This is a genomic window from Oscillibacter valericigenes (assembly GCF_016902445.1).
GTDB lineage: Bacteria > Bacillota > Clostridia > Oscillospirales > Oscillospiraceae > Oscillibacter > Oscillibacter avistercoris.
The window spans coordinates 1-26,950 of sequence record NZ_JACSNX010000017.1 but is presented as its reverse complement, the minus strand read 5'-3'; the positions used below and the strand labels follow the sequence as shown (position 1 = coordinate 26,950).

Annotated in this window: 26 protein-coding genes; 21 read left to right on the top strand and 5 right to left on the bottom strand. The window is 65.4% G+C overall.

Annotated elements, in window-relative coordinates:
• Positions 1 to 806: 806 nt before the first annotated feature.
• The 7 genes from trmFO to H9X91_RS10325 all read left to right on the top strand — a co-directional run bounded on the left by trmFO (position 807) and on the right by H9X91_RS10325 (position 9,441).
• Positions 807 to 2,117 (top strand): methylenetetrahydrofolate--tRNA-(uracil(54)-C(5))-methyltransferase (FADH(2)-oxidizing) TrmFO, encoded by a 1,311-nt coding sequence (trmFO, locus tag H9X91_RS10355; RefSeq protein ID WP_204804856.1) that lies wholly within the window; start codon positions 807 to 809, stop codon positions 2,115 to 2,117.
• On the top strand, positions 2,114 to 3,148 hold the full coding sequence (gene plsX, locus H9X91_RS10350; protein ID WP_204804854.1) for a phosphate acyltransferase PlsX: 1,035 nt from the start codon (positions 2,114 to 2,116) through the stop codon (positions 3,146 to 3,148). Before trmFO ends, plsX begins: the two co-directional genes overlap by 4 nt.
• An 82-nt stretch (positions 3,149 to 3,230) precedes the next feature.
• On the top strand, positions 3,231 to 3,479 hold the full coding sequence (gene acpP / locus H9X91_RS10345; protein WP_204804853.1) for an acyl carrier protein: 249 nt from the start codon (positions 3,231 to 3,233) through the stop codon (positions 3,477 to 3,479).
• Between the two features lie 51 nt (positions 3,480 to 3,530).
• Positions 3,531 to 4,214, top strand: a complete 684-nt coding sequence (gene rnc / locus H9X91_RS10340) for a ribonuclease III (protein ID WP_204804852.1) — start codon at positions 3,531 to 3,533, stop codon at positions 4,212 to 4,214.
• A 157-nt stretch (positions 4,215 to 4,371) separates the two neighbouring features.
• Positions 4,372 to 5,211 (top strand): undecaprenyl-diphosphate phosphatase, encoded by an 840-nt coding sequence (locus tag H9X91_RS10335; protein WP_204804851.1) that lies wholly within the window; start codon positions 4,372 to 4,374, stop codon positions 5,209 to 5,211.
• 124 nt (positions 5,212 to 5,335) lie between these two features.
• Positions 5,336 to 7,873: an FtsK/SpoIIIE family DNA translocase gene (locus H9X91_RS10330; protein ID WP_204804850.1), complete on the top strand. Its 2,538-nt coding sequence runs from the start codon at positions 5,336 to 5,338 to the stop codon at positions 7,871 to 7,873.
• Between the two features lie 368 nt (positions 7,874 to 8,241).
• Positions 8,242 to 9,441, top strand: a complete 1,200-nt coding sequence (locus H9X91_RS10325; RefSeq protein WP_204804849.1) for a pyridoxal phosphate-dependent aminotransferase — start codon at positions 8,242 to 8,244, stop codon at positions 9,439 to 9,441.
• Positions 9,442 to 9,481: 40 nt separating this feature from the next.
• On the opposite strand, the gene H9X91_RS10320 is transcribed toward H9X91_RS10325, so the two are convergent.
• Positions 9,482 to 9,796, bottom strand: a complete 315-nt coding sequence (locus tag H9X91_RS10320) for an MGMT family protein (RefSeq protein WP_204804848.1) — start codon at positions 9,794 to 9,796, stop codon at positions 9,482 to 9,484.
• Positions 9,793 to 10,608 carry a carbon-nitrogen hydrolase family protein gene (locus H9X91_RS10315; RefSeq protein WP_204804847.1) on the bottom strand — a complete coding sequence of 272 codons (816 nt, stop codon included), beginning with the start codon at positions 10,606 to 10,608 and terminating at the stop codon, positions 9,793 to 9,795. The genes H9X91_RS10320 and H9X91_RS10315 overlap by 4 nt, the downstream gene beginning before the upstream one ends.
• A 267-nt stretch (positions 10,609 to 10,875) precedes the next feature.
• On the opposite strand from H9X91_RS10315, the gene H9X91_RS10310 reads away from it, so the two are divergent.
• From H9X91_RS10310 to H9X91_RS10300, 3 genes are all read left to right on the top strand, one after another.
• Positions 10,876 to 11,328, top strand: a complete 453-nt coding sequence (locus tag H9X91_RS10310; protein WP_204804845.1) for a YjbQ family protein — start codon at positions 10,876 to 10,878, stop codon at positions 11,326 to 11,328.
• A 266-nt stretch (positions 11,329 to 11,594) separates the two neighbouring features.
• Positions 11,595 to 12,932, top strand: coding sequence for an APC family permease (locus H9X91_RS10305; protein ID WP_204804844.1), 1,338 nt, complete (start codon positions 11,595 to 11,597; stop codon positions 12,930 to 12,932).
• Positions 12,933 to 13,148: 216 nt separating this feature from the next.
• The gene (locus H9X91_RS10300; protein WP_204804843.1) at positions 13,149 to 15,737 is read left to right on the top strand and encodes a cation-translocating P-type ATPase; all 2,589 of its coding nucleotides are present in this window, start codon (positions 13,149 to 13,151) and stop codon (positions 15,735 to 15,737) included.
• Positions 15,738 to 15,788: 51 nt separating this feature from the next.
• Here H9X91_RS10300 and H9X91_RS10295 read toward each other — a convergent pair whose 3' ends face one another.
• Complete coding sequence (locus H9X91_RS10295; protein ID WP_204804842.1) at positions 15,789 to 16,550, bottom strand: MerR family transcriptional regulator; 762 nt, start codon at positions 16,548 to 16,550, stop codon at positions 15,789 to 15,791.
• A gap of 149 nt (positions 16,551 to 16,699) precedes the next feature.
• Between H9X91_RS10295 and H9X91_RS10290 the strand changes: the two genes are divergently transcribed.
• The 5 genes from H9X91_RS10290 (at position 16,700) to H9X91_RS10270 (ending at position 19,655) form a co-directional block, all read left to right on the top strand.
• Positions 16,700 to 17,167, top strand: coding sequence for an NUDIX hydrolase (locus H9X91_RS10290; protein WP_204804841.1), 468 nt, complete (start codon positions 16,700 to 16,702; stop codon positions 17,165 to 17,167).
• Between the two features lie 58 nt (positions 17,168 to 17,225).
• Positions 17,226 to 17,717 (top strand): GNAT family N-acetyltransferase, encoded by a 492-nt coding sequence (locus H9X91_RS10285; protein ID WP_204804840.1) that lies wholly within the window; start codon positions 17,226 to 17,228, stop codon positions 17,715 to 17,717.
• Positions 17,718 to 17,726: 9 nt separating this feature from the next.
• Positions 17,727 to 18,101 (top strand): DUF3783 domain-containing protein, encoded by a 375-nt coding sequence (locus H9X91_RS10280; RefSeq protein WP_204804839.1) that lies wholly within the window; start codon positions 17,727 to 17,729, stop codon positions 18,099 to 18,101.
• A gap of 4 nt (positions 18,102 to 18,105) precedes the next feature.
• Positions 18,106 to 18,537, top strand: coding sequence for a 2-thiouracil desulfurase family protein (locus H9X91_RS10275; RefSeq protein ID WP_204804838.1), 432 nt, complete (start codon positions 18,106 to 18,108; stop codon positions 18,535 to 18,537).
• A gap of 116 nt (positions 18,538 to 18,653) precedes the next feature.
• Positions 18,654 to 19,655, top strand: a complete 1,002-nt coding sequence (locus H9X91_RS10270; RefSeq protein ID WP_204804836.1) for a biotin--[acetyl-CoA-carboxylase] ligase — start codon at positions 18,654 to 18,656, stop codon at positions 19,653 to 19,655.
• 73 nt (positions 19,656 to 19,728) lie between these two features.
• Here H9X91_RS10270 and udk read toward each other — a convergent pair whose 3' ends face one another.
• On the bottom strand, positions 19,729 to 20,346 hold the full coding sequence (gene udk, locus H9X91_RS10265; protein ID WP_204804834.1) for a uridine kinase: 618 nt from the start codon (positions 20,344 to 20,346) through the stop codon (positions 19,729 to 19,731).
• A 206-nt stretch (positions 20,347 to 20,552) separates the two neighbouring features.
• On the opposite strand from udk, the gene H9X91_RS10260 reads away from it, so the two are divergent.
• From H9X91_RS10260 to H9X91_RS10235, 6 genes are all read left to right on the top strand, one after another.
• Positions 20,553 to 21,506 (top strand): SH3 domain-containing protein, encoded by a 954-nt coding sequence (locus tag H9X91_RS10260; protein WP_204804832.1) that lies wholly within the window; start codon positions 20,553 to 20,555, stop codon positions 21,504 to 21,506.
• Positions 21,507 to 21,620: 114 nt separating this feature from the next.
• Complete coding sequence (locus tag H9X91_RS10255) at positions 21,621 to 23,381, top strand: ABC transporter ATP-binding protein (protein ID WP_204804830.1); 1,761 nt, start codon at positions 21,621 to 21,623, stop codon at positions 23,379 to 23,381.
• Complete coding sequence (locus H9X91_RS10250; RefSeq protein ID WP_204804828.1) at positions 23,368 to 24,159, top strand: YlmH family RNA-binding protein; 792 nt, start codon at positions 23,368 to 23,370, stop codon at positions 24,157 to 24,159. Before H9X91_RS10255 ends, H9X91_RS10250 begins: the two co-directional genes overlap by 14 nt.
• A 14-nt stretch (positions 24,160 to 24,173) precedes the next feature.
• The gene (locus tag H9X91_RS10245) at positions 24,174 to 24,395 is read left to right on the top strand and encodes a DUF4177 domain-containing protein (RefSeq protein WP_204804826.1); all 222 of its coding nucleotides are present in this window, start codon (positions 24,174 to 24,176) and stop codon (positions 24,393 to 24,395) included.
• Positions 24,396 to 24,410: 15 nt separating this feature from the next.
• Complete coding sequence (locus H9X91_RS10240; RefSeq protein ID WP_204804824.1) at positions 24,411 to 24,620, top strand: DUF896 domain-containing protein; 210 nt, start codon at positions 24,411 to 24,413, stop codon at positions 24,618 to 24,620.
• 5 nt (positions 24,621 to 24,625) lie between these two features.
• A complete protein-coding gene (locus tag H9X91_RS10235) occupies positions 24,626 to 25,798 on the top strand; it encodes a 5-bromo-4-chloroindolyl phosphate hydrolysis family protein (protein ID WP_338111978.1) in 1,173 nt (390 codons plus the stop codon).
• A 49-nt stretch (positions 25,799 to 25,847) separates the two neighbouring features.
• On the opposite strand, the gene H9X91_RS10230 is transcribed toward H9X91_RS10235, so the two are convergent.
• Entirely contained in the window at positions 25,848 to 26,618 is a 771-nt protein-coding gene (locus H9X91_RS10230) for an HpcH/HpaI aldolase family protein (RefSeq protein ID WP_204804822.1), read from the bottom strand.
• Positions 26,619 to 26,950 lie beyond the last annotated feature (332 nt).

The following is a 26,950-nucleotide window of genomic DNA, read 5'->3' as shown; positions in this document are numbered from 1 at the left end:
CGGCGGCCACCGGGTCTCTGCTCCCGCAGGGGGGCTTGTCCAGCCAGGATGCACCCCCCATTTTCTTTTCGGTCTTGCCCGAAAAGAAAACGGGCCGTGCACGGTCCAAAAGAAAAGGGCGCTAGGCGCGCTCCGGTGCAGTGGCCCTCCGAGCGCGACGGGGGTCGGCGTATCGGTGCCTGCTCCGATTTTGCCTGGCCTTCGGGCACGCCTGGGCCTTCTGCCAGGTCGATACTGCCGTCCCGTGGCGGATGGTGCCGACCTCGTCGGGGTGGTCATCGCATTGAGTTGCTTCTCTTTTCGCTGCCGCTGGCCGGTGGTTGATGAAAGTTGCAGCATGGGCCAATGCAGCAGCTCCTACGCCCGCCAGGGCAGCGCGTAGCGAAGCGGAACGCGCGGAAAGAGGAACGGGTCAAATGCGTCCTTGCACCCCGACCCAAGATGCACCGCGCCGCGGGAATCAACCACCAAGTCTGCACCGCGCCCCGCCGCGCCCGTAGTCCAGTCCTCGCAAACACGCAGGCACCCTCTCACGCCGACCCCCGTACAGCAACTTTGCACGCACGTGCAAAGTTGCGGCCAAAGCGCCTTTTTCTCTTACACCGGGCGCGGCGCGTTCTCTTTTTGGGCAAGACCAAAAAGAGAATGGGGGGCGCATCCCCCGTGGAAACGGCCCCCTGCGGGAGCAGGAATCCCCCTGGCCGCCGTTCGGCGGCCCCACCACACCCACTGTCGGGTGTATCCAGCAAACTCCCCGTCCCATGGGACGCCCCCCATCAACCAACGATAGATAAAGGATCCAAACTATGCATGTAACAGTCATCGGCGCCGGCCTGGCCGGATCAGAGGCCGCTTGGCAGCTGGCCCAGCGGGGCATCGACGTCACCCTCCGGGAGATGAAGCCGGAGAAAAAGACCCCCGCCCATGAGACCGAATATTTCGCGGAGCTGTGCTGCTCCAACTCCCTGCGGAGCGACCAGCTGGAAAACGCCGTGGGCCTCCTGAAAGAAGAGCTGCGGCGGCTGGGCTCCCTGATCCTCCAGTGCGCCGACGCCACCCGGGTGGAGGCCGGCGGCGCTCTGGCGGTGGACCGCCACGGCTTCGCCCGCATGGTCACGGAGCAGATCCGCAGCCATCCCCGCATCACCGTGGTGCCGGGGGAGGTCACCGAGATCCCGGAGGGGGAGGTGGTCATCGCCTCCGGCCCCCTGACCTCTGACGCCCTGGCGGAGCGGCTCCAGGCTCTGCTGGGGGCGGATACGGCGCTGCACTTCTACGACGCGGCGGCACCCCTGGTCACCGCCGAGAGCGTGGACATGGACAAGGCCTGGTTCGGCTCCCGGTACGACCGGGGCACGGCGGACTACGTCAACTGCCCCATGACGGAGGAGGAGTACGACGCCTTCTGGAAGGAGCTGACCTGTGCCCAGGAGGCGCCGGTCCACGGCTTTGAGGACAAGATGGTGTTCGAGGGCTGCATGCCGGTGGAGGTCATGGCCCGCCGGGGCCACGACACGCTGTGCTACGGCCCCTTAAAACCCCGGGGCCTCAAGGACCCCCGCACGGGGAAGGAGCCCTACGCCGTGGTGCAGCTGCGGCGGGACAACGCCGACGGCACCGTGTACAACCTGGTGGGCTTCCAGACCCATCTGAAATTCCCGGAGCAGCGGCGGGTGTTCTCCATGATCCCCGCCCTCCACGACGCGGAGTTCCTCCGCTACGGGGTCATGCACCGGAATACGTTTCTGAACTCCCCCCGGCTGCTGGACCGGTACTACCGGCTGCAAAGCCAGCCCCGCTTCTCCTTTGCCGGACAGATGACCGGCGTGGAGGGGTACGTGGAGTCCGCCGCCTCCGGCTTCCTGGTGGGGGTGGAGACCGCCCGGCGCCTGCAGGGCAAGCCGCCCATCGACTTTCCCCGGGAGACCGCCATCGGCGCCCTGGGGCTGTATGTGTCCAATCCCTCCGTCACGGTGTTCCAGCCTATGAACATCAACTTCGGCATCATGCCGCCGCTGGACCACCGGGTGAAGGGGAAGCGGAACAAGAACGCGGAGCTGTCGGCCCGTTCGCTGGCCATCATCGACCAAATCAAGCAGGAGGTGCGGGAAGCATGAAGATCATCGTAGACGCAATGGGCGGGGACAACGCCCCGCTGGAGATCGTCCGGGGCGCCCTGGCCGCCAACCGGGACCACGGAGTGGAGATCATTCTGGTGGGCCGGACGGCGGAGGTGCTGAAGGCCGTGGAGGCCTGCGGCGAAAAGAGCCTGCCGGCAGGAGTGGAGATCAAGGATGCCGCGGAGGTGGTGGAGATCGCCGACGACCCCGCCATGGCCTTCAAGCTGAAGCCCAACTCCTCCCTGACCGTGGGGCTGAACCTGCTGAAGGACGGGGCGGGCGACGCCTTCGTCTCCGCCGGGTCCACCGGGGCCCTGCTCTCCGGCGCCACCCTGGTGGTCAAGCGCATCCGGGGCATCCGCCGGGCCGCCATGGGCCCTCAGATCCCCACTGCCGGAGGACGGGCGGTGCTGTGCGACTGCGGCGCCAACGCCGAGTGCACGCCGGAGTATCTGCTCCAGTTCGCGTACCTGGGCAGCTACTATGCCCAGCGGGTCATGGGCATCGGAAAGCCCCGGGTGGGCCTGCTGAACATCGGCGCGGAGGAGGAGAAGGGCGACACCCTGCGCCATGAGGCATTTGCCCTGCTGAAAGAGGCGGGAGACGCCGGCCGCATCTGCTTTATCGGCAATGTGGAGGCCAACGACGCCATGCTGGGCGCCGCCGACGTGATCGTCACCGACGGCTTTACCGGGAACGTGGTCCTCAAGTCCATGGAGGGCCTGGGAAAGTTTATCCTGAAGGAGCTGAAGGCGGTCTTCCTCTCCAGCGCCAAGACCAAGCTGGCCGCCGGCCTGGTGAAGGGGGATCTGGGCAGGATGAAGAAGCTGATGGACCCCAGTGAGGTGGGCGGCACGCCCTTCCTGGGCATCCAGAAGCCGGTGATCAAGGCCCACGGCAGTTCAGATGCCCGGGCCATTGAAAACGCGGTGCTGCGGGCCAAGGAATATGCCGAGAGCGGATTCATCGCCGACATCCAGGCCAACATTGAGCATATGCGGGTCCAGCCGGCAGCGGAAAAAAATTGATTTCCTATTGACACCGCCATGGGGATGCCGTATGATTACCCCATCAAGGCACAGAGCCATTTTTCCTTGAGGGGTGAACGACATGTCAAATGAGGAAATTTTTCAGACGATGAAGGATCTGGTGTCCGAGCAGTTTGGCCTGGCGCCGGACGAGGTGACGCTGGAGACATCCTTTGAAGATGACCTGGGCGCCGATTCCGTGGATCTGGTGGAGCTGGTCATGGCCATGGAAGAGGAGTTCGAACTGGGAATGACGCAGGAGGACGAGGTCAAGGCCATCAAGACCGTGGGAGACGCCGTGAATTACGTGGCGGCCAAGCTGAACGGATAACATGCAGGAACGCCCCGCGGTGAGCGGGGTTTCCTTTTGGGAGTGGACGATATGCAGGATCTGGAGAAAAAACTGAACTACAGCTTCCGGGACCCGGCCCTGCTGGAGGAGGCGCTGAACCACAGCTCCTACGCCAACGAGCACCGGGCTGCCGGGCTGCGCAGCAACGAGCGGCTGGAGTTCCTGGGGGATTCCGTGCTGGGCTTTGTGACGGCGGAATTCCTCTTCCGCCAGCACCCGGATCTGCCGGAGGGGGACCTGACCCGCATCCGGGCGGCCCTGGTGTGCGAGCAGAGCCTGTATGAGGTGGCGCGGAAGCTGGGCCTGGGCCAGTATCTGAAGCTGGGCCGCGGCGAGGAGGCCGGCGGCGGCCGGGAGCGGATCTCCATCCTGGCGGACGCCACAGAGGCGGTGTTTGCCGCCGTGTATCTGGACGGTGGGATCGAGAGCGCCTCCGCCCTGATCCACCGCTGCCTGCTGGATGCCGAGAAGGAAGAGGTGGTGGAGGAGCGCCGCCGGGACTACAAGACCGCTCTGCAGGAGCTGGTCCAGCGCCAGGCGGATCAGGTGCTCACCTACCATATGATCGGCGAGGCGGGGCCGGATCATGACAAGACCTTCCAGGCGGAGGTGCAGCTCAACGGCCAGCCGGTGGGCACCGGCACCGGCCACAGCAAAAAAGAGGCGGAACAGGCGGCGGCCAGAGCCGCGCTGGAGGCGCTGGAAGAGGTGTGAGCCGCTGGCGGAATACAGGAGAACAGACCGGTCACAGGGACCGGTCTGTTTTTGCCCCCGCCGCGGCTTTCCCGGAAATATGACTGGAATTTTCCGCCTGACCGTGATATACTCAAACATGTATGTCCGATTTTAAACGACTGGAGGATTGAACCCATTGTCTTTGCTGTCATCCATCCTGCTGGGCCTGATCCAGGGCCTGGCAGAGTTTCTGCCCATCTCCAGCTCCGGCCATCTGGCCATTGCGGAGCACTTCCTGGGCCAGGCGGGCGTCCCGGCGACGCCGGATTTTTTTGATGTCCTGCTGCATCTGGGCACCCTGGTTGCGGTGTTCGTGGCTTATTGGAAGGACATCCGGGAGATGATCGTTGAGCTGATCGACGGAGTCCGGGATCTGGCCCATGGCACCACGCCCACACCCATGCCCCCGGCCCGGCGGCTGATCCTGCTGATCATTGTGGCCACGGTGCCGCTGTTCGCCGTGCTGCCCATCAAGGACTGGATCGAGGGCCTGTCCGGCAACATCTATTTTGTGGCAGGCGCGCTGATCGTGACAGGCTTCCTGCTGTTTGCCAGCGACCGGGTGAAGAAGGGCCGCAAGGCGGAGCGGAGCGCCAGACTGCTGGACGTCTTTTTGGTGGGCGTGGCCCAGGCCATCGCCACCTGCCCCGGAATCTCCCGCTCCGGCACCACCATCACCGCCGGCTGTTTTGTGGGGTTTGACCGGAAATTCGCCGTGCGGTTTTCCTTTCTGATGTCCATCCCCGCCATTCTGGGGGCGAACATCCTGACACTGAAGGACGCGATCACGGAAAACACCATTATCGTATCGGAGATCCCCGTGTACCTGGTGGGCGTGGCGGTGGCCGCCGTGGTGGGCTACGCCTGCATCCGCCTGCTGAAGATGATCGCCGACAAAGGCAAGTTCGGATGGTTCGCCTATTATTGCTGGGCGGCGGGCCTGATCGTGCTGGCGCTGACGCTGGTGCTGGGATAACTTGCCTTTGGCCCGCCGTCCATCCGCACGGAAGAGGCCACGGTCACTCGAACTTATGGGTTTGCGGGCTGAGGCGCTGCCCCGGCAGTGAACAAGGGAGATTGGAGCCACGAAGGAGAGAAGCATGGCATCCTCAACGCAGAAGAAAACGACAACGAAAAAGAGCGGCAGCCGATCCGGCTCCCGCACGGCAAAGAGCAAGCAGCCCCAGAAGCGCCCTATCCGCCGGGAGGTGGGGGGCGCGGTCCTGCTGGTGCTGGCCCTGTGTGTGCTGGTGAGCTACTGCGGCGTGCAGGCCATCCTCATCGATCTGCTGGCGGAGCTTTTGAAGGGATTGTTCGGCTATGGATACTGGCTGGCGGGCCCTGCCATGCTGCTGGCGGGAGGGATCCTGCTGCTGCATCGGGGGCGCCCGGTGGCGCTGCGGACTGCCGGTGCTCTGCTGCTGCCCCTGACCGCGGGCGCTCTGTTCCACACCATCTTCGCCGGCGGGACGTATCCCCTGAGCGGCGAGGGAGTCCTCAAGAGCCTCTGGACCAGCGGCATCGCCCTGAAGGCAGGCGGGGCAGTCTCCGGCCTGCTGGCGGAGGCAGCGGTCGTAACGGTCTCCAAATATGTTTCCATCGTGCTCTTTGCCCTTCTGCTGGCCGGAGAACTGCTGGCTGCCTTCAGGGTGACCCCGTCCGCCATCCTGGAGATGGTGCGGAACCGCCCGGAGTACGAGGAAGAGCCGGAGCCTGCCCCGGCCATCCATATCACTCCCGCGGAGCCGCCCCGGCGGCGGACTGAGCGGCAGGCGAAGCCCGCCATCGACATCCCCCTGGACAGCGAGGAGCTGGCTGCCCCGCCGGAAGAGGATCCAGGCCGATTCACCGGCTTTTTCCGCCATCGGTCCGACAAGATGAAGACACCGGACCAGGTGCTCTCCGACAGGGAGCCGGAGCCGGCCCCCGCGGCGCCCGCAGCGGAGCCTGTCCGCGCCAGGGCAGCTGCCCCGGCGCCGATGCCGGCAGCGGAGAACCCTGCTGAAGAGCCCACGCCCGCAGCCGCCCCTGCGCAGGGGAAAAAGGCCGTGGCCCGGGAGGTGGCGGCACAGACCGCCGCCGTGACGGCGGAGATCGAGGAGAAGATGGCGGCGGAGGAGAGCGCCTATCAGTTCCCGCCCATCACGCTGCTGAAGCAGAGCCGGGCGGAAAACTACGCCGAGACCGGCGCGGAGCTGCGGAACAACTCCCGCCGTCTGGCGGAGACCCTCACCAGCTTCGGCGTGGACGCCACCGCCGGCGATGTGGTCCACGGCCCCTCCGTCACCCGGTATGAGTTCGTGCTGGACCAGGGCGTGAAGCTCAGCAAGCTCACCAATCTGGCGGATGATATCGCACTGGCGCTGGGCGCCTCCGGCGTGCGGATCGCACCCATCCCGGACAAGATCTCCGTGGTGGGCATCGAGGTGCCCAACAAGCAGGTGACGCCGGTGCTGATCCGGGACGTGATCGAGTCCCGGGAGTTTACGGAGCACAAGTCCAAGGTGGCCTTTGCCCTGGGACGGGACATCGGCGGCCGGAACATCGTCGGCGACATCGAGCGTCTGCCCCACGTGCTGATCGCCGGCACCACCGGCTCCGGCAAGTCCGTGTGTACCAACTCCCTGATCGTGTCCCTGCTGTACAAGTCCACCCCGGATGAGGTCCGCTTCATCATGGTGGACCCCAAGATGGTGGAGCTGGCCCCCTACAACGGCATCCCCCACCTGCTGATCCCGGTGGTGACGGACCCGAAAAAGGCCGCCGGCGCCCTGCAGTGGGCGGTGTTCGAGATGATGAAGCGGTACAAGACCTTCTCTGAGCACGGCGTGAAGAAGCTGGAGGAGTACAACAAGCTGGCGAAGGCCAGCGAGGACCTGGAGACCCTGCCCAGCGTGGTGGTGGTCATCGACGAGCTGGCAGACCTGATGCTGGTGGCCGCCAAGGAGGTGGAGGAGTCCATCTGCCGGGTGGCCCAGATGGGCCGCGCCGCCGGCGTCCACCTGGTGATTGCCACCCAGCGGCCCTCCGCCGACGTGATCACCGGCCTCATGAAGGCCAACATCCCCAGCCGCATCGCCTTCGCCGTGGCTTCTTCGCTGGAATCCCGGATCATTCTGGACAACACCGGCGCAGAAAAGCTGGTGGGCAAGGGTGACATGCTCTACGCCCCTCTGGGACAGGGCAAGCCCGTCCGTGTCCAGGGGTGCTTCATCTCCCCGGAGGAGATCGAGCAGGTGGTCCAGTTCGTGAAGCAGTCCGGTGAGGCCCACTATGACAATGAGGTCATCGCCAAGATCGAGGAGTCCCTGCAGGAGAAGGAGAAGGGCGGCAAGGGCGCCGGAGCGGCTGCTCCGGAGGCCGGAGAGGAAGAGGACGAACTGCTCCCCGCCGCCGTGGAGGTGGTGCTGGAGACCGGACAGGCCTCCGTCTCCATGCTGCAGCGGCGGCTGAAGCTGGGCTACTCCCGGGCCGCACGTCTGGTGGACCAGATGGAGGAGCGGGGGATCGTGGGCCCCTTCGAGGGCTCCAAGCCCCGGCAGCTGCTGATCACCCGGGAGAAGTGGCAGGAGATGCAGATGGGCAGCGCCCCCGCCGGCAGTACAGATGAACCGCCATTCCCGGAGGAAGAGGCCTGAGCTTTGCCGGATCCGGGAAAAACTCTGCAATTCTGCGCTTGACAAATCCCCGCAAAGACGTATAATAGAACCAATCAACAGCAAACGCGATGACAGAGCCAGCCCTGCGAAACCGGCTTTCAAGCGAGGGGGAGGCGGTGCAAGCCCCCAGCCCACGCCGCACGGCAGCCACTCTGGAGCAGTCCGCGATGAGCGGAACGGCTCATCCCCGTTACAGGATGGCATGAGATGCCGCTCTTCCGGAGGGGCGGCAGATCAGGGTGGTACCGCGGAACGGACTTTCGCCCCTGACAGAGATGTCAGGGGCGTTTTTTTATCCCGAGCCGCCGCCCGTACACATAAAAATTTTGACCAAGGAGGTCATTTCTATGAAATTTTCCCATAAGATCCAGCAGTGCGGCCTCTCTCCCATGCGGAAGTTCTACCCCTATGAGGTGGCGGCGGAGGCCAAGGGCCTGCGGGTACACCATCTGAACATCGGCCAGCCGGACATCGAGACGCCCAGGGCCTTTTTCGACGCGGCCCGGGATTTCGGCGAGACGGTTCTGGCTTATGCCCCCGCCCCCGGCGTGGAGGTCTATCTGGAGGCGGTGCGGGACTATTACGCCCGCCTGGGCTACCCCATCACCTGCGATGAGATCCTGGCAACCTACGGCGGCAGCGAGGCGCTGCAGATCGTCCTGCCCTGCGTGCTGGACGAGGGAGACGAGATCCTGATCCCCGAGCCCTTCTATCCCAACTACGACACGTTCGTCCGGGTCACCGGCGCCGCCATCCGGCCCATCCCCACCTCGGCGGAGGAGGGGTACCGCTACGCGGACCGGGCCCGGATCGAGCCCCTGATCAACGAGCACACCCGGGCGATCCTCATCACCAACCCCGGCAATCCCACCGGTGTGGTTCTGACGCCGGAGGAGCGGCGGCTGATGGTGGACATCGCCAAGGAGCACGACCTGCTCCTCATCAGCGACGAGGTGTACCGGGAGATCGTCTACGGCGATGAGGCGCCCTCCTCCATGCTGGAGTTCACGGACGCGGCGGAAAATGTGGCGGTGGTGGACTCCATCTCCAAGCGGTTCTCCGCCACCGGCGCCCGGGTGGGCGCGCTGATCTCCCGCAACAAGGAGCTGATGGGCCAGGCCATGAAGCTCTGCCAGGGCCGTCTGTGCGCGGCCACGCTGGACCAGGTGGCCGCCGCCGCCCTGTACCGGAAGATGGACGCGGCGTACTACGCCGGCGTGCGGGAGGAGTACCGCCGCCGGAAGGATGCCGTGGTGGCGGCGCTGAACCGGGTGCCCAATGTGCAGTTCAGCGAGCCGGAGGGGGCCTTCTACCTGATGGTGACCCTGCCGGTGGACGACGCGGAGAAGCTGCAGTACTTCCTGCTGGAGGAGTTCCAGGACCAGGGCGAGACCGTCATGTATGCCCCCGGAGAGGGCTTTTACGGAGAGCCCGGCAAGGGCCGCAACGAGATCCGCATCGCCTATGTGACGAATCCCGACGACCTGACCCGGTCCATCGAGCTGCTGGGTCTTGGCATCCGGGCCTACAACAGCCGGAAGCAGTGAGCGGACAAAACAGGAGAGAGGCAGACGCCTCTCTCCTGTTTCATGTTTGCGGTGACCAGAGACAGTGCTCCAGATCCACAGTGCCGTCCAGGCGGAAATCCACGCCCTCCGCCTCCAGCAGGGCCCGCTGGGTGCCGGGGGCGAAGGTGTCAAAGGCGGCCTTGGTGCCGCCGAACCGGTCCACCACCCGGTGGCAGGGCACGGCCGGGTCCTGACAGGCGGCCATGGCGTATCCCACCAGCCGGGCGCACCGGGGCATGCCGGCCAGCCGGGCGATCTGGCCGTAGGTGGCGACTTTTCCGGCGGGGATCCGCCTTACCACGTCGTAAAAGGCGGGAAAGACGCGGCCGCTCATCGCTCGCCGATCTCGTACAGGTCCGTCCGCCGGCCGGAGAGGATGGGCAGCTGAGTCCGCACCGCCGCCAGCCGGTCCAGGTCCAGATCGGCGTACAGGGTCGTCTCCTCCGCCCCGGCCCGGCACAGCACCGTGCCCCAGGGATCCACGGCGATGGAGTTGCCGTAGGACACGTAGGAGGCCGCCTCGTCCCGGGCGGGGGCCACGCCAACGGTGAAGCACTGGTTGTCCACCGCCCGCTGGCGGAACAGGATCTCCCAGTGGGCGGGGCCGGTGGTCATGTTGAAGGCCGCCGGCACGAAGATCACCTTGGCGCCCCGCAGGCACATGCACCGGGCCAGCTCCTCGAACCGCAGGTCAAAGCAGACGCACAGGCCCATGGTGCCGAAGGCCGTCTCAAAGGTGGTGACGGCGTTTCCCCGGGAAAAGGTGTCGGACTCCCGGAACCGCTGGCCGCCGGGCACGTCGATGTCAAACAGGTGGGCCTTGCGGTGCCTGGCCAGCTGCCGGCCGTCCGGGCCGTAGACGTAGCAGGTGTTGTAGACCTGGTCTCCCGCAAGCTCCGGGACCGTGCCGCCGACGAGATAGAGTTTCCGCTCCGCCGCCAGGGCGGACAGGGCCGCCTGGGCCTCGCCGCCCTCCGGCTCCCCATAGGGCCGGAAGCAGCTGTTGTCATAGGGGCAGCAGAACATCTCCGGCAGGACGGCGAAGTCCGCGCCGTTGTCGGCGGCCTCCCGGATCTTGGCGAGAGCCGTCTGGATATTCCGCTGTTTGTCCGGGACCACCGGCATCTGGATCAATGCCACACGCATAGGCGTACCTCCTTGAGCATTTTCTGCACAGCCTGCCTGTGCCGGCGGGGGCGCTGCGCACCGGGCACCGCATCGCATATGGACAGGGTGCCCCGGCAGTCTTTCCGCAGGGGTGAGCCGGGTGTCAGGCCGGGTGCGGCAGACGAATCGTCTGCGCCTCTGCAGCCATTGTACCACGGCGGACATTGTGATACAATACCTGTCAGATGCGGAGCGGGCCGGCGCGGGCATCCTGCCGGCCTGCGGGATCACAAAGGAGGAACAGGCATGGCTGTTTACACAGAGAAAAAAACGTACCACACTAAGGCCCACATGGGCATGATCGACGTGACGGAGGACTTTCAGCACGCCGTGACGGAGGCCTGCAAACAGCACGGCATCTCCGCCGGGACGGTCACCGGCTTCACCACCGGCGGCGTGGCGGGCCTGACCACGCTGGAGTTCGAGCCGGGCATCGTGAACCACGACCTGAAGGCGGCGCTGGACGTGTTCTCTCCCTATCTGGATGAGAAGGGGCGGGTGGTGCCCTACTGGCACCACGAGACGTGGCACGACGACAACGGCTCCTCCCACATCAAGGCGGCGCTGCTGTCCCCCTTCATCACCGTGCCCTTTGTGAACGGCAAGATCACAGTGGGTCCCTGGCAGAACCTGACCCTCATCGAGTGCGATACCCGGGACCGGGTGCGGGACATCGTGTTCCAGGTGATGGGAGAATGACGAGGGTGCGTCCCGGCGGAGCCGGGACCCTGGAGCGGACAGGCTCTGCCTGACCGCTCCGGTGAAATGCGGGCCCCCGGCCGCCGGGGCGTGCGGCACCCGGAGCGCGCAAAAAGTGGTCCGCCGCTGCGGGGACCGCTTTTTGCATATTGCTGTCGAAAAACGAAAAAAATAGATTGCATTTTGTGCAGGATTGTGCTATCCTTCTTCTACTGCCCTTGAAAGGGCTGCCGCAGAAACGCTTTCAGCAGAGAAAGGGGAAGACCATGGAAAAACGGTATGGCCTGCCCACTGCCATCTGCATGGTGGTGGGGATCGTCATCGGCTCCGGCGTGTTTTTCAAGGCAGAAAAGGTGCTCCAGGCCACACAGGGCAACATGCCGCTGGGCATCCTAGCCTGGGGGATCGTGGGCGCCATCATGATCATCTGTTCCTATGTGTTCGCCACCATGGCCACCCGGTATGAAAAGGTCAGCGGCCTGGTGGACTATGCGGAGGCCACTGTGGGCCGGCGGTACGCCTACTACGTGGGCTGGTTCATGGCGGTGCTGTATACGCCCTGTCTGGTGTCCGCCCTGGCCTGGATCTCCGCCCGGTACTTCTGCGTGCTGCTGGGCTGGGACATCACCGGCGGCGCCTGCATGACCATCGCCGGGGCCATGCTGTGCCTGGACCACGTGCTCAACGCCCTGGCGCCCCGTCTGGCGGGCAAGTTCCAGGTGTCCACCACGGTCATCAAGATGATCCCCCTGGCCCTGATGGCCGTCTGCGGCGCGGCGGCGGGACTGATGAACGGCCGCATGGCGGAGAACTTCGCCACCATGAGCGCCGGCGCCATCTCCGCAGGGGAGGGGCTGATGGCCTCTACCGTGGCGGTGGCCTTCGCCTATGAGGGGTGGATCCTGGCCACCTCCATCAACGCCGAGCTGCGGGACGCCAAGCGGACGCTGCCTCGGGCCCTGGTGGTGGGGGCTTTCATCGTGGTGGCCACCTATATCCTCTATTATGTCGGCCTTACCGGCGCGGTGACCACGGAAGAGCTGATGGCCAGCGGCGAGGCGGCGGCCAAGATGGCCTTCCAGCGGGTGTTCGGTGAGACGGCGGGCACGGTGGTGTTCGTGCTGATCGTCATCTCCTGCCTGGGCACGCTGAACGGCCTGACCCTCTCCTGCTGCCGGGGACTGTATGCCCTGGCGGTCCGGAACGAGGGACCGGCGCCGGAGCTGTTCCGGCAGGTGGATCCAGTGACCAACATGGCGGGCAACTCCGCCCTGGCCAGCCTGGGCCTGTCCGCACTGTGGCTGGTGTATTTCTACGGCGCCAACGTGGGCGGTCCCTGGTTCGGCCCCTTCAGCTTCGACTCCTCGGAACTGCCCATCATCACGCTGTACGGCATGTACGTGCCCATGTTCATTCAATTCATGCGCAAGAGCACGGACCTGCCTCCCTTCCGGCGGTTCGTCATGCCTGCCCTGGCCCTGTGCGCCTGCGCCTTCATGGTGTACGCCGCCTTTGCCGGCTACGGGGTGACCGTGCTGTACTATCTGGGGGTGTATGCCGTGGTTATGGGCATCGGATGGCTGTTCGACCGGCAGAAAAAATGAAAAAAGTGGAAGATTAGGGATTGACAAGTTGGGGAAAATGGAGTATAGTGCCTTCAGTACCAAAAGGGAGTAGCTGGCACATCGATTGTGTACCCAACGGCGTCAGTACGGGCTTCGGCCCCGCTTCGGGTTGAAACGGCGAGACTTTTGTATCAATGCAGAGGCATTGACGCAAAAGTCTCTTTTTTTTGCGTCTTGCCGGAAAGAAGGAGTTTTATGAAGACGGAAAAGACCATCTGGCAGAAGAGCCGGGAGGAGCTGCTCCAGGAGCTGGACAGCACCCCGGAGGGCCTGACCGGCGCGGAGGCCGCCCGCCGCCTGGAACAATACGGCCCCAACGAATTGCAGGAGGGCGGGAGGAAGAGCGTCCTGCGGATCTTCCTGGAGCAGTTCGCCGACTTCCTGGTGATCATCCTGATCCTGGCGGCCGTTGTCTCCGCCATCCTGGGGGATGTGGAGAGCATGGTGGTCATTCTGGCGGTCATCACCATGAACGCCGTCCTGGGCACCGTGCAGACGGTGAAGGCCGCCGCGTCCCTGGACAGCCTGAAGCAGATGTCCGCCCCCACCGCCAAGGTGGTGCGGGACGGCCGGGTGGTCCAGATCCCCGGCCGGGAGGTCACCGTGGGCGACGTGGTGGTGCTGGAGGCCGGCGACTCCATCTGCGCCGACGGCCGCCTGCTGGAGTGCGCCAGCCTGAAGTGCGCCGAGAGCGCCCTCACCGGCGAGAGCCTGCCGGTGGAGAAGGACCTGGCGGACATCGGCGGCGACGTGCCCCTGGGCGACCGGAGGAACATGGTGTTCTCCGGCTGCTTCGTCACCTACGGCCGGGCCCGGTTCCTGGTGACATCCACCGGCATGCACACGGAGATGGGCAAGATCGCCGCCCTGCTGAAGAGCACGGAGGAGAAGAAGACGCCCCTCCAGGTGAGCCTGGACCAGTTCGGCCGCAAGCTCTCCATCGGCATTTTGATCATCTGCGCCATCCTCTTCGCCGTCAGCGTGTTCCTGCGAGGCGAGGATGTGATGAACGCCTTCCTCTTCGCCGTGGCCCTGGCCGTGGCCGCCATTCCGGAGGCCCTCAGCTCCATCGTCACCATCGTGCTGTCCTTCGGCACCCAGAAGATGGCCAAGGAGCACGCCATCATCCGGAAGCTCCAGGCGGTGGAGGGCCTGGGCAGCGTGTCCGTCATCTGCTCCGACAAGACCGGCACTCTGACCCAGAACAAGATGACCGTGAAAAAGCTCTGCGCCGGAGGGCAGATCATCCCGGCGGACGGGGCGGACTTCTCCCGCCCGGACCAGCGGGCGCTGCTGCGGGCGGCCCTGCTGTGCAGCGACGCCACGGTGAACGAGTCCGGCGAGGTGGGCGACCCCACCGAGACCGCCCTGGTGCGCCTGGGCGAGGGCTACGGCTTCGACGAGGCGGACGTGCGGGGCAAGTACCCCCGGCTGGCGGAGCTGCCCTTTGACTCGGACCGCAAGCTGATGAGCACGGTCCACCAGCTGCCCGACGGCCTGACCATGCTGACCAAGGGCGCCGTGGACGTGATGCTGGACCGCACCCGTCTCTCCCCGGAGGAGAAGGCGGAGATCGAGCGGATGAACGAGGAGCTGTCCCAGCAGGGCCTGCGGGTGCTGGCCTTCGGCAAGCGGATGCTGACCGCCCCCGCAATCGGCCTGGAGGATGAGAACGACCTCCAGTTCCTGGGCCTCATCGCCATGATGGACCCGCCCCGGGAGGAATCCAAGGCGGCCGTCAGCGAGTGCATCGCCGCCGGCATCCGGCCCATCATGATCACCGGCGACCACAAGGTCACCGCCTCCGCCATCGCAAGGGAGATCGGAATCCTCACCCCCGGCACCGAGGCCGTGGAGGGCGCCGTCATCGAGTCCATGAGCGACGAGGAGCTGCGGGAATTCGTGCCCAGGGTCAGCGTGTACGCCCGGGTGTCCCCGGAGCACAAGATCCGCATCGTCCGGGCCTGGCAGGAGCGGGGCAACCTGGTGGCCATGACCGGCGACGGCGTCAACGACGCCCCGGCCCTGAAGCAGGCGGACATCGGCGTGGCCATGGGCATCACCGGCACCGAGGTGGCCAAGGACGCCGCCGGCATGGTGCTGACGGACGACAACTTCGCCACCATCGTCCAGGCCGTCAAGAACGGCCGGAACGTCTACGCCAACATCAAGAAGGCCATCCAGTTCCTGCTCTCCGGCAACACGGCGGGCATCCTGACGGTGCTGTACGCCTCCCTGGCGGGCCTGCCGGTGCCCTTTGCGGCGGTGCACCTGCTGTTCATCAACCTGCTGACGGACTCCCTGCCCGCCATCGCCCTGGGCCTGGAGCCCCACAGCGACGCGGTGATGCAGGAGAAGCCCCGTCCCCGACAGGAGGGTATCCTGACAAAGCCCTTCCTGCTGAGCGTGGGCACGGAGGGTGCGGTGATCGCCCTGGCCACCATCCTCGCCTTCCACATCGGCCTGGCCAGCGGCGGCGCGGCGGTGGCCAGCACCATGGCCTTTGCCACGCTGTGCCTTTCCCGCCTGTTCCACGGCTTCAACTGCAAGTCCGGCCGGCCGGTGATCTTCACCCGGGCCTTCTGGAACAACAAGTTCCTGCTGGGGGCCTTCGCCGTCGGTGCGCTGCTGCTGGCGGCGGTGCTGCTGGTCCCGCCCCTGGAGCCCCTGTTCCAGGTGGCGGAGCTGTCCGCCGGCCTGGTGGCGGCAATCGTGGGGCTGGCCTTCGGCTCCATGGTGGTCATCCAGATCCTGAAGGCCATCCGCAGCATGGGCAGGAAGTAAATCTCTCCAGAAATGCGGCAGGGCCGCCCGTTGACGGGCGGCCCTGTTTTCTTATGCGCCGGTGTAGGCCCGGACGGCATCCCGCAGGAATGCCGCGCAGCCGGAGACCTCCCGGTCGTAGTAGGCGGTGAACCGGGGGTCAGACACATACAGCTCCGCCAGTCCGGTGTGGGCCTGGGGCGTGTACGCCTCCCAGGAGTAGGACAGCCACCGCCGGTGGAGCTGGGCAATCCGCTGTCCCTCTGGTCCAGCGGGGGCTGCGCCCGCCTGCACGGCGGCGGTCAGGGCCTGGAGGATCTCGTCCCCCAGTGCCTTCCATGCCGTGTACTCCTCTTGGGTCAGGGCCAGGACGCAGGCGTTGGCCCGGTCCGCCTCCTCGTCTCCGTATCTCTGCCGGATCTCCTGCCCGAAAGCGGCCTCATTGGCCGCGACGACGCAGCGCTTGAAGGCCTCAAACTTCTCCTGATCGGTCATTTTCGTTCCTCCTTTGATGTTGTCGATGGTCCGCTGGACAGTCAGGATCAGCTCATCCAGCCGGGCCCGGCGGGCCTTCAGCTCTGTCAGGTGGCTCTGCAGCGCCGCCTGGCGGTCAAAGGCCGGGTCGTCCAGGATGGTCCGGATGGAGGCCAGGTCCAGCCCCAGCTCCCGGTAGAACAGGATGTCCTGCAGCCGGTCCAGCTGCTTCGGACCGTAGAGGCGGTATCCGGCCTCCGTGGTCCGCAGGGGCTTCAGCAGGCCTGTCCGGTCATACCAGCGCAGGGTCCTGGGGGTAACGCCGGCCAGCTCCGCCAGCGCCTTGACGGTGTATTCCATGGTGATCCCTCCTGTCGATTTGGAGTATAACGGTTGACGCTGCGGCAAGGTCAAGAGGGTTTTCGAAAAAACCGGGGGTTTCTTTTTTGAAAGGAAAGGTCTATAATAAAATAACACCATTTGGAAGATCCCGAAAGGGGGCACCGCCCATGATCAACTCCACCCTGTGCTACCTGGAGCGGGGAGACGACTACCTGATGCTCCACCGGGTGAAAAAGAAGGACGACCTGAACCATGACAAGTGGATCGGCGTGGGCGGCAAGTTCCAGGAGGGAGAGAGCCCTGAGGACTGCATCCTCCGGGAGACCTGGGAGGAGACGGGCCTGACGCTGACGGACTACCGCTACCGGGGCCTGGTGACGTTCGTGTCCGATGCGGCCCCCACCGAATATATGCACCTCTTCACCGCCACTGGCTGGACCGGTACGCCCCACCCCTGCGACGAGGGGGAGCTGGCCTGGATCCCCAAGGCGGACCTGCGGAAGCTGCCCATGTGGGAGGGGGACAAGCTCTTCCTGGACCTGCTGGAGCAGGACGCCCCCTTCTTCTCCCTGAAGCTGCGATACCAGGGGGACCGGCTGACGGAGGCGGTGCTGAACGGAAGGCGGATCGTATGACGCCCGCCCTGACGCTGGAGCCCCTGTCCCGGGCGTATCTGCCGGAGGCGGCGGCCCTGTGGGCCGACCCGGCGGTGATCCGTTACACCAACATCACCGCCCCTGCACGCCGGCAGAGGCGGCGGAGCGCCTGGACCGACTGCTGGCCTGCCAGCGGGGCCTGCCGGCACCCGCCGTCTTCGCCGTCCGGGAGGGAGCGATCTTCCGGGGCCTGGTCGGCTGCCCGCCGGTGGATGCCTCCGCCGGGACGTATGGGCTGTTCTATCAGCTGCTGCCTGTCTGCTGGGGACGGGGCCTGGGCCTTGCCGCCGCGCAGGCGGCGCTGCAGCAGCTGGACAGGCTGACGCCGGCCCTGGTGCTGGCGGATACGGTGGCGGAAAACACCGCCAGCGTCCGTATCCTGGAGCGGCTGGGGTTCGTCCGCACCGCGGTGCGCTCCGGTGCCTTCCGCCGGGAGGGCCGGGCGCTGGACATCTGGGACTATGCCCTCCGGCGGGGCGGATCTGATGGGAGCGCCCTCCGGGACGGTCCCCACATCACGGAGAAATGAGGGATGCTCATGAGCGGAAGACTGCTGCTGTTCGGCTTTGAGGAGCTGCCCACCATTCTGGCGGCCGCAGCGGCCGCCGGTCCTTTTGGGGCCGAGGTGGTGCCGGTGGCCCGACAGGATTACAACAAGCCTCTGGCGGTGCTGGCGGGCCTGGATGACGATACCGGCACGCTGCTGCCATTCAACGGCGGCCCTCTGGGGGGACGGATGGTGGTGCTGTGCGGCCTGGAGGACCGGATGGACGGCCTGCTGCCGGCGCTGCGCCAGGCGGGCGTGGGGCCGGACTGCCTGAAGGCCGTGCTGACATCCCGCAACCGGAGCTGGAACGCCCTGCAGCTGTATGGAGAGCTCCTGCGGGAGCACCAGGCCATGAACGGGCGGTGAGGATATGAGACTCCTGATCTCCGCCTGCCTGCTGGGGTGCCGGTGCCGGTATGACGGGGCTTCCAAGACACAGCCCTGGGTCGCCGCCCTGGCGGAGCGGTACGAGCTGGTGCCCGTCTGCCCGGAGCAGCTGGGCGGCCTTCCCACGCCCCGCCTGCCATCAGAGCGGCAGGGAGACCGGGTGGTCACCCGGGAGGGCGGCGATGTCACCGCCCAGTACCGCCGGGGGGCGGAGGAGGCGCTGCGGCTGGCCGATCTGCTGGGGTGTGAGGCGGCGCTGCTGAAGGAGCGGAGCCCCTCCTGCGGCAGCGGGACGGTCTATGACGGTACCTTCACCGGCACGCTGACGGCCGGCGACGGCGTCACAGCGGAGCTGCTGCGCACCCACGGCATCCCGGTGTACGGAGAGAGCCGGATCGAAGAACTGCTGGATTGAGGCAGGCGGGAGATGTCCCGCCTGCCTTCTGTTTCCCGCAGACGGACCGGAGGTTTACAACCGGGGGAAAACATGATAGACTCAGGGGCAGAGACATCAGGAGAGGGGAGAGCCATATGAGCCGACGGGACGTTCTGGCGCTGCTGCGGCAGCGGGAGGGGGACTATGTCTCCGGCCAGGAGATCAGCGACCGCCTGGGACTGAGCCGCACCGCCATCTGGAAGGCGGTGGACGCCCTGCGGCGGGAGGGCTATACGGTGGAGGCCCGCACCGGCCGGGGCTACCGCCTGCTGGATGCCCCGGACGCCCTGACGGAGCCGGAGATCCGGCGCTTCCTGGGGGAGACGGCCCGGGTGGGCCGGACCCTGGTCTGCCTGCCGGAGGTGGACTCCACCAATCTCCGCGCCAAACAGCTGGCGGCGGAGGGGGCGGCGGACGGCACCGTGGTGGCGGCGGATCTCCAGACCGCCGGCCGGGGCCGCCTGGGCCGGAGCTTCCAGTCCCCCGGCGGCCAGGGGATCTATTTGACGGCTCTGCTGCGGCCGGACCTGCCGCCGGAGCGGCTGTCCCCGGTGACGGCCATGGCCGGTGTGGCGGTGTGCCGGGCCATAGAGCGGATCTGCGGCGCCAGTCCCGGCCTGAAGTGGCCCAACGACCCGGTGCTGGGCGGCAGGAAGGTCTGCGGCATCCTGACGGAGCTCTCCCTGGAGGGGGAGACCGGCCGGGTGCAGGACCTGGAGCTGGGCATCGGCATCAATGTGTCCCAGCGGCCGGAGGACTTTACCCCGGAAGTGCGGGAGATCGCCACCTCTCTGGCCCAGGCGGTGGGTCATCCCGTGTCCCGTCCCGCCCTGGCGGCGGAGGTGATCCGGGAGGTGGACCGGCTCTGCGCTGCCCTGGCGGCGGGAGAGAGCGGGCCCTATCTGACGGAGTACCGCCGCCGGTGTGTGAACCTGGGTCGGACCGTGCGGCTGCTGGGCACAGACGGCGGCGAGACGGCGGAGGCCCTGGACATCGATGGGGATTTCGGCCTGGTGGTCCGGATGGCGGACGGCACGGTGCGGACCGTCCGGTCCGGCGAGGTATCCGTCCGGGGACTGTACGGCTACACAGAATAGGGCGAAGCCCTGTCATAAGCTCCAAAAGGCGCCTGCCGAAGTTCGGCAGGCGCCTTTTTACGGGGAACGTGCGTCATTCCACGTCGATATGGTGCTGGATGCGCTGCATGATCATGTCCAGGGCCACCAGATTGTGGCCGCCCTCCAGCACCACGATGTCCGCGTACTTCCGGGAGGGCTCCACATACTTCTCATGCATGGGCTTCACGGTGGTGAGGTACTGGTCCACCACAGACTGCAGGGTCCGGCCGCGCTCCTCCACGTCCCGCAGGGCCCGGCGGAGGATACGCTCATCTGCGTCCGTCTCCACAAAGATCTTGATGTCGAACATATCCCGCAGGGTGGGATTCTGGAAGATCAGGATGCCCTCCACGATGATGACCTTGGCGGGCTGGATCTCCACGGTCTGGTCGGTGCGGTTGTGTTCCACAAAGGAGTAGACAGGACACTGGATCGAGTGTCCGGCCTTCAGTTCCTGCAGGTGCTGGATCAGCAGCTCTGTGTCGAAGGCACTGGGATGGTCATAGTTGACCCTGGCCCGTTCCTCATAGGTCTTGCCCTCCTGCAGCTTGTAGTAGCTGTCATGGCCGATGACGGTCACATCACCGCCGAAGTGCTCTTTCAGGTGCCGGGTCAGCGTGGTTTTTCCGGAGCCGGTGCCCCCCGCGATCCCGATCAACATAGTCTCCATCGTTTCGCTCCCTCCAAAATCTCACAGTTCTGTGAAACAAAACCGCCTGTTCTCCCGTCCATTATAGAAGGGGCCCCGCCTGAAAGCAAGCATATCCGCCGCAAAACCGGAAAATTCCGCAGAAATCGGCATCTGCATACTTGACGGCACCTGGAAAACCCGATATTATGTAAATTGTGAATCGCTGTTGAGCGGGAGGATGACCCATGGCCATGAAACGCTGCCCCATCTGCGGGGAGAAGTATTCCGATACCTATAAGAGCTGCCCCTTCTGCGAGGAGGAAGAGGCGCTGCAAAGCGGCAGTCAGATCCGCAGGACGGCGCCTGCCCGGGGTGGCAGGCGTGCGGCCAAGAACCGCCGTCAGCCCAATCTGCTCAGCCCCATCCTCGTTGTGCTGATCGTGATCATGGCGGCGCTGCTGGTCTATCTGCTCTTCGGCGATCAGATCGCCGAGCGCCTCACCGGCGGAACGGATGCGGCCCAGGATCAGCAGGTGGAGGATGTGACACCGGACGTCCCGGACACCACGGACCCGGAGACGGGAGAGGACGTGACCATGCCGGAGAGCGGTGACACCGGAGAGACAGAGGAGACGGATGACGGCGATACTGCCGCCGAGCAGACAGATCCTGCCACCCTGCCGGAGACGCTCACCATCGCCTATCTGGGCTCTCCGCGGACGGAGTTCACCATGTCCGTGGGAGATGAGCCCATCCCCCTGACGGCCTCCGGCGGCAGCGGCACCTATACCTGGAGCAGCAGCGATGACGGCATCGCCTCTGTGGATGCCAGCGGCAAAGTGACGGCTGTCTCCGCCGGACAGGCCACTCTGACAGTGACGGACGGCTCCGGCAAGGGCACCTGCCTGGTGCGGGTCCGGGGCGGCAGTGCCGGCAGCACGACTTCTGCAGGCGGCAGCACCGCATCGTCCGGCGGAACCCTGACGGCGGGGGCTGCTGTGGTAGTCAACGCCAGCAGCGGCGTGCGCGTGCGCTCTGGCCCTAACACTGACAGTGAGATCCTGGCGACGCTTTCCAACGGGAATTCCGTCCAGGTGGTGCAGAGCGCCGGGAACGGCTGGTATCAGATCACCTTCGTGGCCTCCGGCGGCGTCACCACCACCGGCTACATGATGGGCACCTATCTGTCCAATTCCTGACCAGACACAGATCCCCGAATGTCTTCGGACATTCGGGGATATTTCATTGCGCCGGCGGGAAAAGTGTGCTATGATTTTGAAGACATGAATCGATACAGATAAAAGGAGAGTACCATGACGACCCGACAGTTTCAGGAGTCCTCCGCCCTGCGGATCTTCCTGTCCTACTTCAAGCCCCACCGCAAGCTGTTCATCCTGGACATGTGCTGCGCCCTGATGATCGCCATGATCGACCTGGCGTTTCCCTATGTGTCCCGGTGGTGCATGTACCAGCTGCTGCCCGAAAGCGCCTACCGGACGTTTTTCGCCGTGATGGCCGTGGTGTTCTGCGCCTATATCCTGCGGTCGCTGTTCACCTACATCATCTGCTATTACGGACACACCTTCGGCATCCTGGTGGAGGCGGACATCCGCCGGGACCTGTTCCGCCACATGCAGGAGCTGAGCTTCGATTACTATGACCGCAACCGCACCGGTCAGCTGATGAGCCGGCTGACGGCGGATCTGTTCGACATCACGGAGCTGGCCCACCACGGCCCGGAGGACATTTTCATCTCCGGTGTCACCATTGTGGGCGCTTTGATCATTATGTTCACCATTCAGTGGCAGCTGGCCCTGGTGATCGCCTGCATCATCCCGGTGTTCTTCCTGGTGGTGTGGAAGTGCCGGGCCTCCATGCAGGCGGCCTCCATCAAGGTCAAGCAGCGGACGGCCACCATCAACGCCGACATCGAGTCCGGCCTCTCCGGCATCAAGACCGCCAAGGCCTTCGCCAATGAGGAGACGGAGCTGCGGAAGTTCGACGTGTCCAACGACAGCTACAAGACCTCCAAGCGGGCGTTCCACCGGGCCATGGGCCGGTTCAACGCGGTGATGGAGTTCTTCCTGTGCATCCTCTCCGTGGCGGTGATCTCCGTGGGCGGCTTCCTCATCATGCAGGGCCGGATGGACACCGTGGACCTGATCACCTTCAGCCTGTATATCACCACCTTCGTGAACCCGGTGCGCAAGCTCTCCACCTTTGCGGAGCTGTTTGCCAACGGCACGGCGGGCTTTGCCCGGTTCGTGGAGCTGATGCGGGAGGAGCCTGCCATGCAGGATGCCCCCGATGCCATCACCCTCTCCCGGGTGGAGGGGCGCATCGACGTGGACCACGTGTCCTTTGCCTATCAGGACGACCTGGCGGTGCTCCACGACGTGGACCTCCACATCCGTCCCGGTGAGACCATCGCCGTGGTGGGGCCCTCCGGCGGCGGCAAGTCCACCCTGTGCCAGCTGATCCCCCGGTTCTACGACGTGACGAACGGCGCCGTCCGCATCGACGGCCATGACGTCCGGCAGGTGACCCAGGAGTCCCTGCGGCAGAACGTGGGCGTGGTGCAGCAGGACGTGTTCCTGTTCGCCGCCAGCATTCTGGAGAACATCCGCTACGGCAAGCCCGGCGCCTCTGAGGAGGAGGTGGCCCGGGCGGCGAAGCTGGCGGAGATCTACGATGACATCGTGGCCCTGCCGGAGGGCTTTAACACCTATGTGGGTGAGCGGGGCACCCTGCTCTCCGGCGGACAGAAGCAGCGCATCTCCATCGCCCGGATCTTCCTGAAGGACCCGCCGGTGCTGATTTTGGACGAGGCCACCTCCGCTCTGGACAGTGTGACGGAGGCCAAGCTCCAGGAGACCTTTGAGAAGCTGGCCCACGGCCGCACCACCATCATCATCGCCCACAGGCTCTCCACCGTCCGCAACGCGGACCGGATCGCCGTCATCGAGGATGGCCGCATCACGGAGCTGGGCAGCCACGACGAGCTGATGGCAAAGGACGGCGCCTATGCGGAGCTGGTGCGGACCCAGGAGCTGATCGGCCATGGAAAAGAGTAAGCTGCTGGACCGCTGCGGGGCAGAGGGAGAGGATCGGCTGCTGCTGGCCAAGGTCCTGGACCGGGCGGAGCAGGCAGCCGGCCGCAATGTCCCCGCCTGGACGGACTTTCTCTCCCCCCAGCAGCAGATGCTGGCCCAGGACCTGCTGCGCCTGGCAGGCATCCCGGAGACCGCCTGGCTCCGCCAGGGGGGCTATCAGGGGGCGGAGCGGAATATCCTGCTGTTCCTGCCGGACTGGATGGAGCCGGAGACGGCGGAGAGCCCCCTCCGGTGTCTGCGGGCATCCTTCCGGCCGGAGGACCGCCTGAGCCACCGGGACATTCTGGGGAGCCTCATGGGTATGGGCATCGTCCGGGAGAAGGTGGGAGACATTCTGGTGTCCCCGGAGAGCGCGGACCTGATCGTGCTGGACACGGTGGCGGAGTTCCTCCTCTCCAGCTGGAACAGCGCCGGCCGGGCGCGGCTGGCGGTGACGGAGATCCCCGCCGCCCACCTCCACATCCCGGAGGTGCGGTGTGAGGAGATCCGGGACACCGTCTCCTCCCTGCGGCTGGACGCGGTGTGCTCCACCGGCTTCCGCATGGCCCGGGGCAGGGCGGCGGACCTGATCTCGTCCGGCCACGTTCAGGTGAACTGGCGGGCGTGTACGAAAGCGGACAAGCTGCTCTCGGCGGGGGATACCGTCTCCGCCCGGGGCTTTGGAAAATTTCAGCTGGCGGAGGTGGGCGGCGTCACAAAAAAGGGCCGTACCGCCATCGTGGTGAAGCGATATGTCTGAGAGGGGGAAGCGGGATGCTGGAATACGAGTTTGAGGAAGTCGCCTGTGACGAGGGCGGCGGTGGATGGAGCCTGCTGGGCGGCTTCGGAATGGAGACCGTGGCCCATCAGGAGGCCATCCGGCGCCGGGCGGCGGATGGCTGGCGGTACGTTGGATTTATCCCGCGGTACCAGCGGGCCGGCGGCTTTATTGAGACGATCGACCTGGTATTCGAGCGCCGGCGCCCGGACACCTGACAGGAGGAGCGAGACATGGACCAAAAGCAGATCGACCGCATCAACGAGCTGGCCCGGAAGGCCAGGACGCCGGAGGGCCTGACGGAGTGGGAGCGGATGGAACAGGCCGCCCTGCGGCGGGAGTACATCGACTCCGTCCTGGGGAATCTGAAGAGCCAGCTGGACCACACCTATGTGGTGGATGAGCAGGGCAACAAGCGCAAGCTGAAGCAGAAGGAGGACTGAGGGCCGTGGCCAAAAGCAAAAAAAAGCAGGAAGGCGTGGGCATGTGGGTGGCCATCGTGGTGCTGTTTGTCCTGGGCGCATGGCCCATCGCCCTGATCCTGCTGCTGGTCAAGCTCTTTGGAGATGACGGAAAGAAAAAGCGGACCGCCGCGCCGCCGCTGAATCAGGCGGCATCTGCGGGGACAGCCGCAGCAGAGGACAGCAGGGCCAAAAAAGTCATGCGCAGCGCCATGCGGTCCCCGGCAGTGAAGAAATCCAACGCCAAGTGGCTGAAGATCATCGGCGCGGTGCTGGCAGTCTGCGGCCTGGCCGCCAGCTGGAACCCCATCGACATGATGATCTGGCTGGGCGGCGTGGAGATCTGGTATATCGAGGAGCTGCTGTGGGCCCTGGCCATCACCGCCGCCGGCGTGGCCATGTTCTGCAGCGGCATGTCCATCGACCGCAGCCTGAAGCGGTACAACAAGTACCTGGCCGTGGTGGGGGACTACGAGGCCATGGCGGTGGAGCAGCTGTCCCGGACGCTGGGGTATCCCAGGGACCGGGTGGAGAAGGACCTGCAGAAGATGATCGACAAGGGCTACTTCGGGGACGAGGCGTACCTGAACATGGAGCTGGGCTATCTCTTCCGCAGCGGCCAGGCGGATGCGGAGCTGAAGCAGAAGCGCCGGCAGGAGCAGGCCCAGGAGGCGGCCGCGGCTCCGCCCCCCAAGGAGACGGAGGAGGGCTATTCCGGCATCCTGCGGAGGATCCGCCGGGCCAACGACGCCATTGCGGACGAGGCCCTCTCCGCCAAGATCGATCGGCTGGAGACCATCACCGCCAAGATCTTCCGGGCGGTGGAGGAGGACCCGAAGAAGCGGGACCGGATCGACACCTTTATGAACTACTACCTGCCCACCACCCAGAAGCTGCTGGACTCCTACGCGGAGTTCGAGGCCGCCGGGGTGGAGGGGGAGAACCTCCGCCAGGCCAAGGCCCGGATCGAGTCCACCATGGACCTCATCATCAAGGGCTTTGAACACCAGCTGGACGAGCTGTACAAGGCCGACGCCCTGGATGTGGACAGCGACATCCGGGTGATGGAGACCATGCTGGAGCGGGACACCGCCAGTGTGGAGAAGGACTTCGGCCTGGGGAGCATGGCCGCAGAGGAAAAGCCCCGGCAGACAGAGTGAAGAAAAACCGGTGCGGAAATCCGCACCGGTTTTTTGCGTCTAGGCAGGCTTACCCCCAGACCTCTGCCACCATCTTTTTGTACATCTCCACATAGAACAGCGTGTCCAGCCCCATGGTGGCACTGTCGTATCCCTCCGCAAACCGCTGGCGGGAGGCCGCCGGACCGCCGGTGAAGATCATGGACAGCTTGCCGTGGCGCCTACAGGCCGCCTGGACCCGGAGAATGGCCTCGTGGACCTCCGGAGCGTCGAACTCGCCGGGATGGCCCAGGGCGATGGACAGGTCAAAGGGGCCAACGAAGATGCCGTCCACACCGTCCATGGCGGTGATCTCCTCGATGTGCTCCAGACAGCCCGCAGTCTCGCACTGGGGCAGCAGCAGCGTCTCCCGGTTGCAGGTCTCCATGTAATCCGGGATGGAGGCCGCGTGGGGTGCATATCCCCAGCCGCCGTCCCGGGTGGGACAGAATCCGCGGTTCCCAAGAGGCGTGTATTTGGCGTACTGGACCAGTTCCCGGACTTCCTCCACCGTCTCCACGCAGGGAACGACCACGCCCTGGGCCCCCACGTCCAGCAGCCGCAGGACGGCTGTGCGGGAGATCTCGTTGGCCCGGGCCAGGGCCGTCAGGCCGGCTCCCTGGGCGGCGGCGATCTGGGCCGCGGCGGATTCGATGCCGGCGGGCGTGTGCTCCGTATCCACGATCACATAGTCCAGACCCGTATAGCGCAGGCTCTCCACCGCCAGGGGATTGCCGATGGCGGTAAAGGTCCCCAGGCTGGGACGGCCTTCCCGGAATTTCTTTAGAACCGCGTTTTCCATATTCTGTGTTCCTCCTGAAAATAGCTTGATTCTATTATAGCCGATGGGCAGGACGTGTCAATTCCTGAGGCATCTGGAAAAGCACCCAAAAAATCAAGGAAAAAACCGGGGGAGTTGGCCGTTCAGCCAACTCCCCCGAAGCAGTTTCAGGACCGGGCGTTTTTACAGCTCGCAGAGCTTGAGGAGCTCCTCCCAGTTGCGGTCCACTTCCTTCTGGACCTCCTCGATCATCCACTCGTTGCCGGGCTTGAACATATGGGCGAAGCGGCCCTGCATCTTCAGGTACTCCTCCACCGGCAGCTTATTTCTAGGCTTGTAGCTGAGGATGTACT

Bases quoted from the DNA above. Each gene is read 5' to 3' on its own strand.
- udk (WP_204804834.1), bottom strand. From the start codon at position 20,346: ATGGAGACTATGTTGATCGGGATCGCGGGGGGCACCGGCTCCGGAAAA.
- acpP (WP_204804853.1), top strand. From the start codon at position 3,231: ATGTCAAATGAGGAAATTTTTCAGACGATGAAGGATCTGGTGTCCGAG.
- H9X91_RS10320 (WP_204804848.1), bottom strand. From the start codon at position 9,796: ATGAGCGGCCGCGTCTTTCCCGCCTTTTACGACGTGGTAAGGCGGATC.
- H9X91_RS10330 (WP_204804850.1), top strand. From the start codon at position 5,336: ATGGCATCCTCAACGCAGAAGAAAACGACAACGAAAAAGAGCGGCAGC.
- H9X91_RS10240 (WP_204804824.1), top strand. From the start codon at position 24,411: ATGGACCAAAAGCAGATCGACCGCATCAACGAGCTGGCCCGGAAGGCC.
- H9X91_RS10305 (WP_204804844.1), top strand. From the start codon at position 11,595: ATGGAAAAACGGTATGGCCTGCCCACTGCCATCTGCATGGTGGTGGGG.
- H9X91_RS10315 (WP_204804847.1), bottom strand. From the start codon at position 10,608: ATGCGTGTGGCATTGATCCAGATGCCGGTGGTCCCGGACAAACAGCGG.
- H9X91_RS10255 (WP_204804830.1), top strand. From the start codon at position 21,621: ATGACGACCCGACAGTTTCAGGAGTCCTCCGCCCTGCGGATCTTCCTG.
- H9X91_RS10275 (WP_204804838.1), top strand. From the start codon at position 18,106: ATGAGACTCCTGATCTCCGCCTGCCTGCTGGGGTGCCGGTGCCGGTAT.
- H9X91_RS10245 (WP_204804826.1), top strand. From the start codon at position 24,174: ATGCTGGAATACGAGTTTGAGGAAGTCGCCTGTGACGAGGGCGGCGGT.
- H9X91_RS10290 (WP_204804841.1), top strand. From the start codon at position 16,700: ATGATCAACTCCACCCTGTGCTACCTGGAGCGGGGAGACGACTACCTG.
- H9X91_RS10300 (WP_204804843.1), top strand. From the start codon at position 13,149: ATGAAGACGGAAAAGACCATCTGGCAGAAGAGCCGGGAGGAGCTGCTC.
- H9X91_RS10250 (WP_204804828.1), top strand. From the start codon at position 23,368: ATGGAAAAGAGTAAGCTGCTGGACCGCTGCGGGGCAGAGGGAGAGGAT.
- H9X91_RS10230 (WP_204804822.1), bottom strand. From the start codon at position 26,618: ATGGAAAACGCGGTTCTAAAGAAATTCCGGGAAGGCCGTCCCAGCCTG.
- H9X91_RS10270 (WP_204804836.1), top strand. From the start codon at position 18,654: ATGAGCCGACGGGACGTTCTGGCGCTGCTGCGGCAGCGGGAGGGGGAC.
- H9X91_RS10310 (WP_204804845.1), top strand. From the start codon at position 10,876: ATGGCTGTTTACACAGAGAAAAAAACGTACCACACTAAGGCCCACATG.
- plsX (WP_204804854.1), top strand. From the start codon at position 2,114: ATGAAGATCATCGTAGACGCAATGGGCGGGGACAACGCCCCGCTGGAG.
- H9X91_RS10260 (WP_204804832.1), top strand. From the start codon at position 20,553: ATGGCCATGAAACGCTGCCCCATCTGCGGGGAGAAGTATTCCGATACC.
- rnc (WP_204804852.1), top strand. From the start codon at position 3,531: ATGCAGGATCTGGAGAAAAAACTGAACTACAGCTTCCGGGACCCGGCC.
- H9X91_RS10325 (WP_204804849.1), top strand. From the start codon at position 8,242: ATGAAATTTTCCCATAAGATCCAGCAGTGCGGCCTCTCTCCCATGCGG.
- H9X91_RS10280 (WP_204804839.1), top strand. From the start codon at position 17,727: ATGAGCGGAAGACTGCTGCTGTTCGGCTTTGAGGAGCTGCCCACCATT.
- H9X91_RS10295 (WP_204804842.1), bottom strand. From the start codon at position 16,550: ATGGAATACACCGTCAAGGCGCTGGCGGAGCTGGCCGGCGTTACCCCC.
- trmFO (WP_204804856.1), top strand. From the start codon at position 807: ATGCATGTAACAGTCATCGGCGCCGGCCTGGCCGGATCAGAGGCCGCT.